This is a genomic window from Alkalicoccobacillus gibsonii, from assembly GCF_016798245.1.
GTDB lineage: Bacteria > Bacillota > Bacilli > Bacillales > Bacillaceae_D > Alkalicoccobacillus > Alkalicoccobacillus gibsonii.
Genome location: NZ_JAEUZA010000003.1, coordinates 384307 through 398206, shown reverse-complemented (window position 1 = coordinate 398206; position 13900 = coordinate 384307). Strand labels below are relative to the sequence as shown.

Annotated in this window: 13 protein-coding genes; 5 read left to right on the top strand and 8 right to left on the bottom strand. The window is 42.2% G+C overall.

What is annotated here, in order from left to right; genetic code table 11:
• Window positions 1–15: 15 nt before the first annotated feature.
• The 4 genes from JNO66_RS13530 to JNO66_RS20465 all read left to right on the top strand — a co-directional run bounded on the left by JNO66_RS13530 (window position 16) and on the right by JNO66_RS20465 (window position 3936).
• Entirely contained in the window at window positions 16–897 is an 882-nt protein-coding gene (locus tag JNO66_RS13530; RefSeq protein ID WP_203088936.1) for a carbohydrate ABC transporter permease, read from the top strand.
• Window positions 894–1745, top strand: a complete 852-nt coding sequence (locus JNO66_RS13525) for a carbohydrate ABC transporter permease (RefSeq protein ID WP_203088934.1) — start codon at window positions 894–896, stop codon at window positions 1743–1745. Before JNO66_RS13530 ends, JNO66_RS13525 begins: the two co-directional genes overlap by 4 nt.
• 29 nt (window positions 1746–1774) lie before the next feature.
• The gene (locus JNO66_RS13520; protein ID WP_203089364.1) at window positions 1775–3511 is read left to right on the top strand and encodes a glycoside hydrolase family 2 protein; all 1737 of its coding nucleotides are present in this window, start codon (window positions 1775–1777) and stop codon (window positions 3509–3511) included.
• Between the two features lie 194 nt (window positions 3512–3705).
• Window positions 3706–3936, top strand: coding sequence for a hypothetical protein (locus JNO66_RS20465; RefSeq protein WP_210340877.1), 231 nt, complete (start codon window positions 3706–3708; stop codon window positions 3934–3936).
• 75 nt (window positions 3937–4011) lie between these two features.
• Here JNO66_RS20465 and JNO66_RS13515 read toward each other — a convergent pair whose 3' ends face one another.
• Window positions 4012–6813: a rhamnogalacturonan lyase family protein gene (locus tag JNO66_RS13515; protein WP_246483281.1), complete on the bottom strand. Its 2802-nt coding sequence runs from the start codon at window positions 6811–6813 to the stop codon at window positions 4012–4014.
• Window positions 6814–7001: 188 nt separating this feature from the next.
• On the opposite strand from JNO66_RS13515, the gene JNO66_RS13510 reads away from it, so the two are divergent.
• Window positions 7002–7811, top strand: a complete 810-nt coding sequence (locus JNO66_RS13510; RefSeq protein ID WP_203088933.1) for a PRC-barrel domain-containing protein — start codon at window positions 7002–7004, stop codon at window positions 7809–7811.
• A gap of 37 nt (window positions 7812–7848) precedes the next feature.
• On the opposite strand, the gene JNO66_RS13505 is transcribed toward JNO66_RS13510, so the two are convergent.
• Genes JNO66_RS13505 through JNO66_RS13475 form a run of 7 tightly spaced genes read right to left on the bottom strand, consistent with a single transcriptional unit; the run spans window position 7849 to window position 13637 of the window.
• Complete coding sequence (locus JNO66_RS13505; protein WP_203088932.1) at window positions 7849–8232, bottom strand: Na+/H+ antiporter subunit G; 384 nt, start codon at window positions 8230–8232, stop codon at window positions 7849–7851.
• Window positions 8210–8494 (bottom strand): Na(+)/H(+) antiporter subunit F1, encoded by a 285-nt coding sequence (locus JNO66_RS13500; RefSeq protein WP_203088931.1) that lies wholly within the window; start codon window positions 8492–8494, stop codon window positions 8210–8212. The genes JNO66_RS13505 and JNO66_RS13500 overlap by 23 nt, the downstream gene beginning before the upstream one ends.
• Entirely contained in the window at window positions 8494–8970 is a 477-nt protein-coding gene (locus tag JNO66_RS13495) for a Na+/H+ antiporter subunit E (protein ID WP_203088930.1), read from the bottom strand. The genes JNO66_RS13500 and JNO66_RS13495 overlap by 1 nt, the downstream gene beginning before the upstream one ends.
• A gap of 31 nt (window positions 8971–9001) precedes the next feature.
• Window positions 9002–10483 (bottom strand): Na+/H+ antiporter subunit D, encoded by a 1482-nt coding sequence (locus tag JNO66_RS13490; RefSeq protein WP_203088929.1) that lies wholly within the window; start codon window positions 10481–10483, stop codon window positions 9002–9004.
• Entirely contained in the window at window positions 10476–10814 is a 339-nt protein-coding gene (locus JNO66_RS13485; RefSeq protein WP_203088928.1) for a Na(+)/H(+) antiporter subunit C, read from the bottom strand. Before JNO66_RS13485 ends, JNO66_RS13490 begins: the two co-directional genes overlap by 8 nt.
• Entirely contained in the window at window positions 10814–11239 is a 426-nt protein-coding gene (locus JNO66_RS13480) for a Na(+)/H(+) antiporter subunit B (RefSeq protein WP_203088927.1), read from the bottom strand. The genes JNO66_RS13485 and JNO66_RS13480 overlap by 1 nt, the downstream gene beginning before the upstream one ends.
• Complete coding sequence (locus JNO66_RS13475; RefSeq protein WP_203088925.1) at window positions 11226–13637, bottom strand: Na+/H+ antiporter subunit A; 2412 nt, start codon at window positions 13635–13637, stop codon at window positions 11226–11228. Before JNO66_RS13475 ends, JNO66_RS13480 begins: the two co-directional genes overlap by 14 nt.
• Between the last annotated feature and the right edge of the window lie 263 nt (window positions 13638–13900).

The following is a 13900-nucleotide window of genomic DNA, read 5'->3' as shown; positions in this document are numbered from 1 at the left end:
AAGGAGGTGTGCCCTTTGAACAGGAAATCATGGAAAAATGAATTACGCCCGCTCCCTTTTATTCTTCCTTTCTTTATTGTGTATGTTGCGTTTACGGTTTTCCCTATCTTTAAAGGAATGCAGATGAGCTTCTTTAATTGGACGCTCATTGAAAAACAAGATTTTATTGGACTCGAACATTACCAGAACGTCTTAACGGATCCGAACTTTTGGGAGGCTTTCGGCAATACAACGCTGTTTGTTCTATTATCAACACCCACAATGGTGATCTTAGCCTTATTTCTAGCCTTACTTGCGAATTTAAATACACGATTTCGTACGTTAATACGTGGAGCCTTCTTTATCCCTAGTATTCTATCAGTCTCTGTTATTTCCTATGTGGCAATATTCATGCTTCAGCCTTATACAGGGGTAGTTAACAATCTGATTCAAGCGTTTGGAATCAACCAGGAGCCCTTTTGGCTTGCAGAGCCCTCTCTTGCCTGGGTCAGCATTATTGGGGTGACATTATGGTGGACGGTCGGATTTAATATGATCCTCTTTCTAACCTCCCTGCAAAACATCCCAGATGATCTTTATGAAGCTGCCGAGGTGGACGGTGCTACTCGGATGATGATGTTCTGGAAAATTACGTTACCACAGCTACTTCCAATTACCCGAGTGATTTTACTCCTTCAAGTACTGGCTTCCTTTAAGGTTTTTGGCCAGATTCTTTTAATTACTGGAGGCGGACCTGGTACGTCAACACGACCTATTATCCTGTATATTTACGAAATGGGCTTTGAGAGATATGACCTTGGCTATGCTGCTGCCATGTCGTACTTGCTTTTTGTCGTCCTACTCCTTCTCTCATTAGTTCAGCTACGTATGGGCGGTAAAGGAGGCCGAATGATATGAGTACTCAGCCACAGTCGGCATTATCTCAAAAACGGGATCCACTTCGGTTGCCAAAGGTCATTCTGGCCTTATTCATGACCTTTTTATTCTTGTTTCCAATCTTTTGGATGATTTTTGTCTCACTTAAGCCTGAAAGTCAGCCTGCTGCTTCTCCACTTGAGTGGTTTCTTCCTCCTTATACCTTTGTGAACTATATTGACGTGATTGGTGGAAGTGATATTTTCTTATGGGTTTGGAATAGTTTCATTGTAGGTTTAATCACTACGGTGCTAACACTAGTTCTTACTTCACTAGCTGCGTTTGCGCTATCAAAAATGAAATTCCGTTATCGCCGCGCACTCTTTGTGTTCTTTATTGCGGGGTTGATGGTTCCTGGTGAAGCCATGATTATTCCTCTCTATGAGATTATTGGCGCTATGAATTTATTGGATACGTATAGCGGTTTGATTCTTCCGATGATTGCCGCTCCACTTGGGGTCATTATTCTGAAAAGCTTCTTTGATGGCGTTCCAAATGAAGTCATTGAAAGTGCCCAAATTGATGGCTGCTCAGACATTCGTCTTTTCTGGAATATCGTGCTACCACTGGCCAAGCCGGCACTTGCTGCGATTGGGATTCTAACCTTTATTGGTTCATGGAATAACTTCCTATGGCCCTATTTAGCGATCATCTCTGAATCTCTTTATACACTTCCAGTAGGAATACCGATGTTTAACTCGAACTATTCAGAGAGCTACATTCTGCCGATGACGGTGAATGCACTCGCATCTATTCCAGTTATCATCGCTTTCTTGCTTTTTGAGAAACAAATTGTAAAAGGAATCAGTTTTACCGGAATAAAAGGGTAACACATTTAAAAGGAGTGAGTTCATTGAACATGATTCGTACGGAGTATCCAAGGCCCCATTTCAAACGTCCTAAATGGACGAATTTAAATGGAGAATGGTTATTTGAATATGATGATCACGATGTTGGAGTCACAGACAAATGGTACAAGGAGCATTCATTTTCTAAAACGATTCATGTTCCGTTTGCCTATCAGGCTGCGTTGAGCGGCATACACGATACGACGTTTCACGACCGGGTCTGGTATAAGCGCCAATTCAGCCTTCAAAAAGAACAAAGGTCTCTCTACCACCTTCATTTCGGAGCTGTAGACTACGAGGCGACGATTTGGGTAAATGGTCAATTAGCCGGGTCGCATCAAGGTGGTCACACGCCATTTAAGTTAGACGTCACCTCACTTGTTCATACTGGGGATAATGAGTTGGTTGTTCTAGCGGTGGATTCATCGACTGACCTCGATCAGCCACGTGGAAAGCAATATTGGAAAGAAAAATCAGAGAGCATCTTCTACACTAGGACAACAGGTATTTGGCAGACCGTTTGGCTTGAGACCGTGCATCAGCGCCATCTATCTCATGTATCCTTCACACCTGATATTGACGAAAAGCAAATCAAGCTAGACTATCACATTCATGGAGTAGCCTCGAACCTTGAGCTTGAGGTGTCCATTTCTTTTAACGGTGCAACGATTGTGAACGACCGCATGACTATTCTTAACGAGCAGGGCCAACGACAATACTCCATTGTTCATCCTGCAACGCAGCACGAAGAGTGGTTATGGAGTCCAGAAAATCCTTCCCTCTTCGATGTAACCTTCAAGCTCCATGACGGAACCAAAGTTGTCGATGAAGTAGAAAGTTATTTTGGGATGAGAAAGGTCTCTGTCTCAAACGGTGAGGTTTATTTAAACAACAAGCCTTATTATATGAAGCTTGTCTTAGATCAGGGCTACTTTCCAGATGGGGTTCTCACGGCTCCATCTGAAGAGAGCTTCATCCAAGACATCAAGCTGACAAAGCAGCTAGGTTTTAACGGGGCGAGGAAGCATCAAAAGGTCGAGGATCCGCTCTATTATTACTGGGCTGACAGGCTCGGACTACTTGTGTGGGCGGAAATGGCAAATAGCTATATCTATAGCGAACGCGCGGTGGAGCGACTGACCAAGGAGTGGCTTGATGTCATAAAGCGTGATTACAACCACCCCTGCATTGTTGCTTGGGTTCCAATAAATGAAAGCTGGGGTGTGCCTGATCTGTTAACAAGTGCGAAGCAACGTCATCATAGTGTGGCTATGTATCATCTGACCAAGTCGATTGATCAAACGCGATTGGTTATGTCGAATGACGGGTGGGAGCACACGCAGTCTGATTTGTGTACCATTCACGATTACGAAGCCTCCAAAGAAATTCTCAAAGAGAGATATCGGACGCATGATGGTGCGCTCAGCTTTCTTCCCTCTGGAAAGAACCTCTACGCGCTAGGGTATCAATACTTAGGTGAGCCAGTACTTGTCACAGAGTTTGGAGGTATCTCCTTTAAACAAAGTGACTGGGACGGCTGGGGTTACTCCCATGCAACAACCGAGGAGGAGTTTTTAAAAGGGTACGCTGCTGTCATTGAAGCGTTATATGAATCTCCGCTTGTCAAAGGATTTTGCTACACACAGCTCACAGATGTTGAACAAGAAATTAACGGCCTTGTCACCTATGAACGAGAACCTAAGGCAGCCATCGAAAAGATTCGTGCAATTACAATTGGAAAAGAATGATTCTGGGACATAACAGTAAAACCCTTATGAAAACACGAACATAGCAACAAATCCGCTGCAGGAGAATCCCTCGCTTTCCATGGGTCCGGCCTCAGCCTCTTACGCGGAAACCCACCGCTGCAGAGTCTTCACCACGTACTATTCCATAGGAGTCTCGGGTTCTCCTTTCGCTCGTTTTATCCTATAAAATACGAATGGCGAATGATTCGATTGTTGAATCATTCGCCATTTTCCAGTTGTATTTTATCTTTGTCTCAGCCTCTTCCTTTTGGGAAAAGAGTGCCACCACCCCGGTAGCGGCGGCCGAAGCTCCTACACAATTCATCTCTTCCTGCAAAATGAATGCATACGTCTCACAAAGCGGACGGGATGGGCGGCCGACTCCTGAGGGAGAAAAGGGCAAGGTTGAAATGACCTTGGCGTAGCCAGGTTAGTTCAACCTTGCCCTCCCTAGGAAAGCGTGCCCCCATCACGGTAGCGACCGCCGAAGCTCAAACCTTTTAGTTAGACGATTCGTCGATAACTTGCTCCACCCATTCCGTTAACACCATTCTCGCTTCATCAGTAGCGTAGGCTTTATTTTTGTCATCGTGTAGCTCAGCTTTTAACGCTTCCATTCCCTTTATAATCTGTTTCGTCGATCCACCCTCAGCATGAATCTTCGCTCGATCAATTTCTTTAAATAATGTTTTGGACAACGGTGCCGTCACTTCTCCTGCATCAACAAAAGCTGTCAAAGTAGACTCCAGCTCCAAAAGCGGATCAACCTGCTGCTCTGCTTCTGATACAGGCACGTACTCCCAGTCCATATCTGATGCATAATAAAAGCTTGGATAGGAAGGTTGGTTGTAGGTTACATTTTGCCACGCAATACCAGTCCGATACTGTGTATCATGCATGAGTGTATACAGCTTATGCTCTGTCACCTCTGTGCTTGTATACATTCGAATAGCTGAGCTATCTGTCGTACGCACGAGTAGCTCTTCCCTAAAATCACCAAAGATATCAGCTACAAGTGAAGGCGTTCCTTTTGTATAATTGTTTGTGCGTGTTCCTTCTGCAGTTAGAAGTCTACCCTTCTGCCAATCATCAATGGTTGGTGTTTGATCAATGGAGCCATTTACAATTTGAGTTGTAAGATCACCTGACCATTTAATGTTGAAATTTGTTCCTGGCATTCTGTCACTAAGCTTCTCCCCATCAGCTGTCCACAAACCAACTGCCCACGTCTCAAGTCCTCTTGTGTCGGGATTAACATCTCCTACCATCCCTCGACCTGTATCTCGACCAGTGTAGCCTCCATAAATGACGTCACCCGATTCAGCATCACGCAAGGCGTAACCGTAAGGAGCCCACGGTCCACCTTCAAACACCATAAAGCTTTCAAGTCCTGGTCGATCTGGATTCACATCGGCTACATGTAGCGCATCACCATGCCCAAGTCTCGCCTCTGATCCAGGATCTGCGCTTCCTGGAGGCAACGTATCAAACGAGCTGTAGAGAAGTGTGCCATCATGATCAATGGTTGCTCCTCCGTATATGATCTCGTGCTTTCCATCCCCGTCCACATCAGCAACACTTAAGGAATGTGCCCCTTGAGTAGTAATTGTCCCAAATTCCTCATCTGTCCCATCAGTCCCATGTGGACCATCATTAAACGGATTCGACATCGGCGTCCAGCCACTGTCTACATACCATTTCTCTTCTAAATTCTCACCGTTCCAATCGTATGAAACAAGCGTTGTTCGAGTATAGTAGCCTCTTGCAAACACGGCTGATGGTCTCTCTCCATCTAAGTATGCAACTCCCGCAAGGAACCGGTCGACACGATTTCCTGGCTCAATACGATTCATCGCATAGTCTCCCCACATTAAGCCATCATCGCTTCTTCCTGGTTTATAGTGTATGGTTTCTAGTTCTTTACCTGACTCTCCTTCAAACACCGTTAAATACTCCGGTCCCTCAACGATAAAGCCTTCAAAATCTCGTAGGTGATTTCGTTCACTACGCGATGGTGCGTAGTCGTCTATAAAATGATCAACGAGTGCTTCTGCATCTTCTTTTGAGAGAGGATACTCATATTGTGGGTCCAATCCAAAGCTTTCTTCAAGCGTCTCTGGCCAATTCCCCGCGACAACCTCCTCATGATCATGCCATCCCATAAACATCTCAACCAAATGCTCGTAGTAATCATCTGAGCTCATTCGGTAATCATCTTCATGACTAAACCCTTTTGTCAGATCTTCTTCCGGCATTGTGATATATTCTTCTGACTCTACAGCCCCATCATCAGCGTACGTAATGATTTTTGTACCTGGCGCTGTTTTAAACATCATTTCAGCCTTGCCATCACCGTCAAAGTCGTACACTAAAAACTGTGTATAATGTGCACCAGAACGAACATTTATACCTAAATCAATGCGATAAAGCAATTCTCCCTGAAAGGTATACGTATCAATGTATGTGTTTCCTGTATACCCTTTTTGAGAAACATCCTTAGAATTAGACGGGTCCCATTTCACAATAAATTCGTATTGACCATCGCCATCAACATCGCCGACACTCATATCATTCGCATGATACGTATATTGCTCCCCAGCTGGCGTCACACCATCTTCAGGCTTTTGAAGAGGCAGGTCATAATATCCATCAGCCCATGGATTGACCGGATCACTTTCATCCAGCTCAACTCCGTCTTTAACAGCTCTCACGGTGTATTCAGATCCTTCTGTCCCTTTTGCATCTAGATAATTTGTGCTGTCCGTTATTTCAGCAATCTTGCTCCCATCACGGTGCACATGAAAGTTTACGCCTGTTAGACCCGTATCTGAATAACCCGTGGCTTCTTCCTTTAATAAGCGCCAGCTCACAAAAACGCCTTCTGACGTAGCGACGGCCACAACACCACGATCTAGTTCTTCAAGCTGTGGATTAAATTCTTTTTTAATACTTGAACGCACGGTATTTGAAGTCTCTTGTTCCGTTCCATCAATCACTGGAGCTATTTTAAAATAGTGAGGAATATGTGTGGATCGTTCGTAGGTGTAGGTTGTATCGGTTACATTATCAAGTAATCGGTATTCCATATTTTCTGTGTCTTTATCTGCCCAGTATACATTATATGATTCTGCACCCTCTTCTTTTTCCCAAGACAATGTGACACCGTTATCTGTGACTTCTGTTACGGATAAATCATGCATCTCCTCTTCCCCTAACGCTTCTTGTACGGATATGTTACTACATGCCAATACCCCAACCATAAGTCCGACTAAAACCTTCTTACTACGCCTTTTTTTTGACATAGAACTCCTCCTTATGTAATTAATTGAAGCGCTTTCATTATACATGATTTTTCTTATCAAAAGAGGATTTACTCATACATCTTAACATTTTCCCAACCTTTCAATCTTACTTAAGCACGTGTTTCAAATCAGCTGAAAGCGGTTATATAGAGTACAAATAAATGATTCATGTGGAAAGGGAGAGTAGAATGTTTATTCAAGCAAAAACCTTGGAAAGCTTTTCGATGAATGCCACAGACGGCGAGCTTGGTTCCATCGCTGATCTCTACTTTGAATCCAATACATTTACCCTTCGTTACTTTGTTGGTGACACGCGTACTTGGTTTTTTGGTGGGAAAGTTCTACTAAGTCCTGAATCCGTTACTTCAATTGAACAGGAAAAGGAACGAATTGACGTCAATTTAACAAAAGACCAAATTAAAGACAGTCCTAAGCCTTCTTCACACGAACCGGTATCACGTCAATACGAGGCTGAGCTTCGTGATCACTATGGATGGCGACATTACTGGGGTGCTCCTATAGGCGGCGCGAGCGCTGGTATGGGGTCTCCAGGATCATACCCTGCTGCACCAGGTATGATGATCCCTTATCCGATTGCCAATCCTAACGTTAATCGTACGGAAGACGAGCAAGATGCGATGACCCAGCAAACAGAACAAAATTCACTGCAAAGTATCAACGATTTGCGTGGGTATAAGATTCATGTTAAAAACGGTGAGGTCGGAAAAGCATTAGACTTTATGTTAAATGAACACGACTGGACGATTAACTACATTATTGTAGATGTTGGTGGAGCTTTCACAAGAGAACCAGTGCCACTCGCTGCTGAATGGATTACAGATATATCTTGGCAGGATAAGACCATTACAGTGAATGTAGATAAAGAACTAGTTGAAAGTGCACCTGATTATGAGATTCATGAGCCATTTACAAGGGAACATGAGAGCAGGCTATATGCTCACTATGACCGTTCTCCTTATTGGGAAGAAGCCAACTAAACAAGAAGCCGACTGGATGTTGATCCAGTCGGCTTTTTCATTCGTCTTCTTTAGACGATTGTGTTTTTTTCTTTTTTTCCATGTCTTCTTTTAATTGATCCTGCACGCTATCTTCCGTCATTGGAACACCTGAATGATAAGCAGCCCGGCTGATTAAATGACCCGCTACTGGAGCTGTTAGGAATACAAACACAATTCCTAGAATCAAACGTACACTTATAAAATCATTTACGAACCAGAAAAATATAAAGGTTCCTGTTAGTGTACACAAGACACCGAGAGTCGCACTTTTTGTTCCGGCATGGGAACGGGTGTACACATCAGGTAATCGAATGAGACCAAACGCACTGATCACACTCATTAATGTTCCAATTAAAATCAAAACGGCTGCAATAATCTCACCTGTCCCGCTTACGCTCAATGACTACACCCCTTTCCAAGAATTTTGAAAAGGCTACAGTCGTGATAAAAGATAAAATACCTAGTAACAAGATGACCTCTAGAAAAGCCCCCGTATCCAGGGTAATTGAAATAACTGCTACGGCAGATATCAAGTTAATTCCTATTGTATCGAGAGCAATAACCCGATCAGGCATGGATGGTCCTTTAATGACTCTAAACAATCCAATACAAATGGAAATGGAGAGAAAGATTAAAGCAATATATCCTACGATTTCAAGCATTATCTTGTCACCTCCATAATCGCTTTCTCAAACGTCTTCTTAGCTTTTAGAACGGCGTCTCTAGATTCAGGAATATCCATAGCATGAATATAGAACACCTTGTTGTCTTCAGTTATCTCAAGTACTACTGATCCTGGAGTTAATGTCAATAACAACGCCAGAACCGTTACTTCCATATCACTTTCAAGCTCTGTTTCAAAGCTGAAGATACCAGGGGTGATATTTAACTTAGGTCGAAGAATTTGCTTGATGATTAACGCACTTGATATAACAAGTTCTAAGTTAAATAAATAGAGCAGATGAATAATCGAGAAAACTTTTTTAAGATAAAAGGGTGTTGGAAAAAACCTTCTCATAATAAAGATTAAACTCAACCCGACTAAAAACCCTGTAATAAAGTTTGTGATCTCAAATGAATCTTGTAAGAATACCCATAGGAGGGCAATAAAGATATTTAAAAGTAACTGGATAGACAACTCTTCACCTTCTTTCTTTTAAGCTGGTAGCTTATTGGTTATAGAGAACAGCATCAATATACTTGGATGGATCCATTAAAGTCTTTGCGGCTTCCGTGACGTATCCTGAGATTCCTTCGATTCCTAGACCAAACGCAAGGCTAAGTGCAGCCAGGAATACACATGGAATCAGCATACCCATCTTAAGTGGTTCCATCTCCTCTTTACCCATGATCGCCTCTCCCCAGAAAGAATTCTTGAAGATCTTAAGGAGTGAATAGAGAACAAGAATACTTGAGCCAAGCGCAATCGCAGCGAGCACATAAGATCCTTCCATGATAGCTCCTTGTGTAACAAGGACCTTCCCAATAAATCCACTTAACGGTGGAATACCAGCTAATGCAAGAACAACGATAAAGAATGTCCACCCGAGTACCGGGAAGTGACGGATAAGACCGCCAACCTCTTTTAACCACTTTTGACCTGTAAGGTAGATGACGGTACCAGCCAATAAAAACAACAAGGCTTTCGCAATCATATCGTGAATCAAGTAATAGATCGCTCCTTCAATTGATGGCGTTGTGAAAATGGCCAGTCCAGCAATGATAAATCCAACTGCAACAATGACATTATAAGAAACAATTCGCTTAATATCCTGATACGCAATCGCTCCTATGGCTCCAAGTAGCATGGTTGCACCTGCCATAATCCCAAGCAAGGTATGAGTAATACCCGGTTCATGCGGGAAGATCAACGTAAAGGTTCTAAATAAGGCATAAATCCCTACTTTTGTTAAGAGGGCACCGAATAATGCTGCCACAGCAGTTGGTGGAGCACCGTATGCCCCAGGTAACCAGAAGAATAAGAACAACGCAGATTTTAAGCCAAAGACAATAAGAAATAAGATGGCAATCGTTGTTAAGATTCCTCCTTGACCCGCTTCAGCTACACGCTCAGCTAGCTGAGCCATGTTTAAAGTTCCTACAGCTCCGTATAGAAACCCTGCTGAAATAAGAAATAGCATGGAAGAAAGAACATTAATCAATACGTATTTTAAAGACTCTCTTAATTGAATCTTCTCTCCGCCAAGCGCAATTAACACATAAGAAGCCAGTAACATAACTTCAAAGCAAACAAATAAGTTAAACAAATCTCCAGTTAAGAATGACCCAATGACACCTGCAAGCAAAAATTGTACAAATGCATAGAAGTAAAAGGTCTCACGCTTTTTTCCGATTGATGAGAAAGCGTAAAATAAGCAAGCAATTGCAACAATTGCAGAAGTTAGTACAAGAATGAGTGCAAACATATCTCCTACAAACACAATACCAAATGGCGGCTTCCAGCCCCCAAGATAAATCGTCTGTATTCCTTCAACGTTAACCTGATGGATCAGGACACCCGTTACTCCTGCAATTGCAAGTACAGAAACGATACTCAATACCCTTTGGAATTTAATTTGATGTCTAAAGACGATCATGATAAGTCCCGCAATGACTGGAATGAGCATTGGGAAGATAACAAGATTATTCATCTTTATTCCCCCTTAGCTGATTCATATCATCTGTCCCGAGCTCCGTATAACCTCTGTAAGCCAACACTAGGAAAAAGGCCGTTACACCGAAGTTGATTACAATAGCTGTCAGAATTAAAGCTTGAGGCAACGAATCAACAAATGCGTCATTACCTTGATCGAGTAAAGGAGCTGCGCCTCCCTTTAATCCTCCCATTGTTATAAGCAGTAAGTGTGCACCATGCGAAAAGATCGCTGTGCCCAGAATGATACGAACAATATTTTTTGAGAGAACCATATAGGTTCCCACCGTGAATAATAAACCAACTAATAACGCCATAAGTGTCTCCATTAATCAACATCCTCACTTATGCTTAGAATGATTGTTAACGCTGTACCGATAACAGCTAGTGATACGCCAATTTCAAAGATTGTAACTGTTGTTAGCTCTGTCTCTCCGAAGATTGGAAGATTAAAGTAATCAAATTCCATGTTCAAGAAATTGGTTCCGTAAAACAAAGAACTAATACCTGTACAAATAGAAACCAGAACCCCGATCCCTGCCATTAGCCTATAGTTAATCGGAATTCCTTTCTCTACGGTCTGTATATCAAAGGCAAGATACAGCAGAACTAAGGCAGATGCGAGCACCAAGCCACCGATAAATCCACCACCGGGCTCATGGTGTCCAGCTAAGAACAGATAGACACCAAAAGTCAGAATGATAAACGTAGCTATTTTACTGACAGTTTGTAAAATCACATCATTTACTTTCACGTCTATCCTCCCCTTCCGACGATTTTAATTTAATCAGTGTGTACACGCCGAGTCCTGCAATCGCTAAAACAAGAATCTCAAGCATCGTATCAAATGCACGGAAATCAGCCAAAATGGCGTTTACGATGTTTTTACCACCAGCTAACTTATAGGCATCCTCAAAGTAGCTTGAAATACTATCAAAGAGACGATTGCCTTGAATTGATAACATAACAAGCGTCACAATCGTACCAACCCCTAATGAAATAACTAGGTTAAGTCCTTTCACCTTTCGAGTCACGTTCTCTTTCTTCCATTCAGGAAGGAAGAAGAAGCATAAGAGGAACAAGGCAGCAGACACCGTTTCAATAACGAGCTGTGTAAGGGCCAAATCCGGTGCACGGAAGATAACAAAGAAAATGGCGACCATATAACCAAGAACACCATTTAAGATGATCGCTGTTAATCTGGATTTAGCAAAAATAATACCAACAGCTGCGATGGCAATGATACTAATAAGAATCAGTTCATAGATATTCACAGGTGCATCGTTGGACGTATCAATTACAAACCCATTTGTAGCAAAGATTACAGTGCCTACTGCTAAGATCAAAAAACTGAAAATATAAAGCAGGTAATGTCTTAGTGATCCCGTCATATATTTCCCTGTTAATTTCTCTGAACTCTTTTCTGAGCCAACAAGAATGGCATTGTATACCGTGTTAAATGACCATTCTCTTGGGAACAGACTATATACACCCTGCCAGCTACGCAGGAAGACAAAAAGTAGGCTTCCTAAAATCACTACAGCAATTGTCATCCAGAGTTCAGGTTCCCAACCATGCCATGCCTTAATTTCAGTGTAGTAATTAGCATTTTCTAATGGTAAAACAGCCTGCACACCTGGATTTAAAATATAATCAGCCATTGTTTGAGGGAAGAAGAAAATGACAACAACAAATGAAACCAGGATCCCCGGTGGAATCAGCATCCCAATTGGTGCCTCATGTGCGCTTTTCTCAAGTTTCTCCGGATTGTAGTTTCCGGTAAACGTTCGGAAGACAAGAATCATACAATAAACAAATGTGAGTACACTTGCGACCCAAGCAATGATTGGAAACATCAGTCCGACGGTTTGCATATGGAAGATACCAAGATCTGATGCCGTTAAGACAGCAGAGAAAAACATTTCTTTACTTAGGAATCCATTAAACGGTGGTAAACCTGCCATAGCAAAGCTACCAATCGCAGCAAACGTAAATGTAATCGGCATAATCGTCATCAGACCGCCTAGCCTGCGAATATCACGTGTACCTGTTTCATGGTCGACAATCCCTACTACCATGAAAAGCGCCCCTTTAAAGGTCGAGTGATTGATTAAATGAAACAATGCTGCAAGAACGGCCAAAGACGAATATTTGAAAGCATCCGAACCAGCATCAAAGTAAAGTGCTGCAGAGCCAATACCAAGCATGCTCATAATCATCCCTAGCTGACTAATCGTAGAATAAGCTAGCAAGGCTTTTAAGTCTGTCTGTCTGACGGCTGTATATGAACCCCAGAATAGTGTGATGAGTCCAACCATACTCACGATCCAGAACCAGGTTGCTTCTCCACCGAATACAGGCGTGAATCTAGCAACAAGATAGATCCCTGCTTTAACCATTGTTGCCGAGTGAAGATACGCACTAACCGGTGTCGGAGCTTCCATTGCATCAGGTAACCAGATATGGAATGGAAATTGTGCTGATTTTGTAAAGGCACCGAGTAAAATCAATAACATAGCTGGAATAAACAAGCTAGAGTCAGAAAGTGTCCCTGCTTGTCCGATAATCTCACGTACACTCCAAGATCCAGTCATCGATTGAAGCATAATAAAACCAGCGAGCATCGAAATTCCACCTGTTACGGTGATAAGCATAGATTTTTGAGCACCGTAGCGTGATTTATCACGTTGATACCAAAAAGCAATTAATAAGAAGGAAGATACACTTGTTAACTCCCAGAAAAGATAAAGAACCATTAAATTATCAGATAATACAACACCTAACATTGCACCCATAAACAACAACAAGTAAATGTAGAAATTATGAAGGGCTTCTCTTTTCATGGAAAGATAAAAGATTGAATAGGCAATAACAAGTGTTCCCACTCCTGTTATTAACAACGCTAGAATTAAGCTTAATCCATCAAGATGTGTGGTGAAGTTTATGCCGAGTGACGGTATCCACGAAACCGTATGCATAAATCTCTCGCCATTTGCAATATCCGCGATTGAGGTTGTGAGATAAATAAATAATACTAAAGGAATCGGTAAGACAAACCAACCTGTGTGTACCGAGGAAACCTTCTTATAAAAGAATGGAATAAAAACAGCGTACAGAATCGGTAGAAATATGGCGAAATTTAACCAGCTCAAAGCATGACCTCCTAGATTTTCGACCAGGACACCTGAATGTTCAGATACTGACGTTTTTTATATTAATTCCCTCACATCATGATTTCATTTCAGATGTGAAGTAGTCCTTGAATTGGATGTAATATAGGTGTATGATGTAAGCAAATAATGGAATTCGCGTGGAAATGCTAATTTTGACCATTCCAATAGGACTGTGCAAAATTAAGCGCAGTCTACATGAGCATGGAATAGATTACGAGCAGGGATTGCTTTATAAAAGTAGG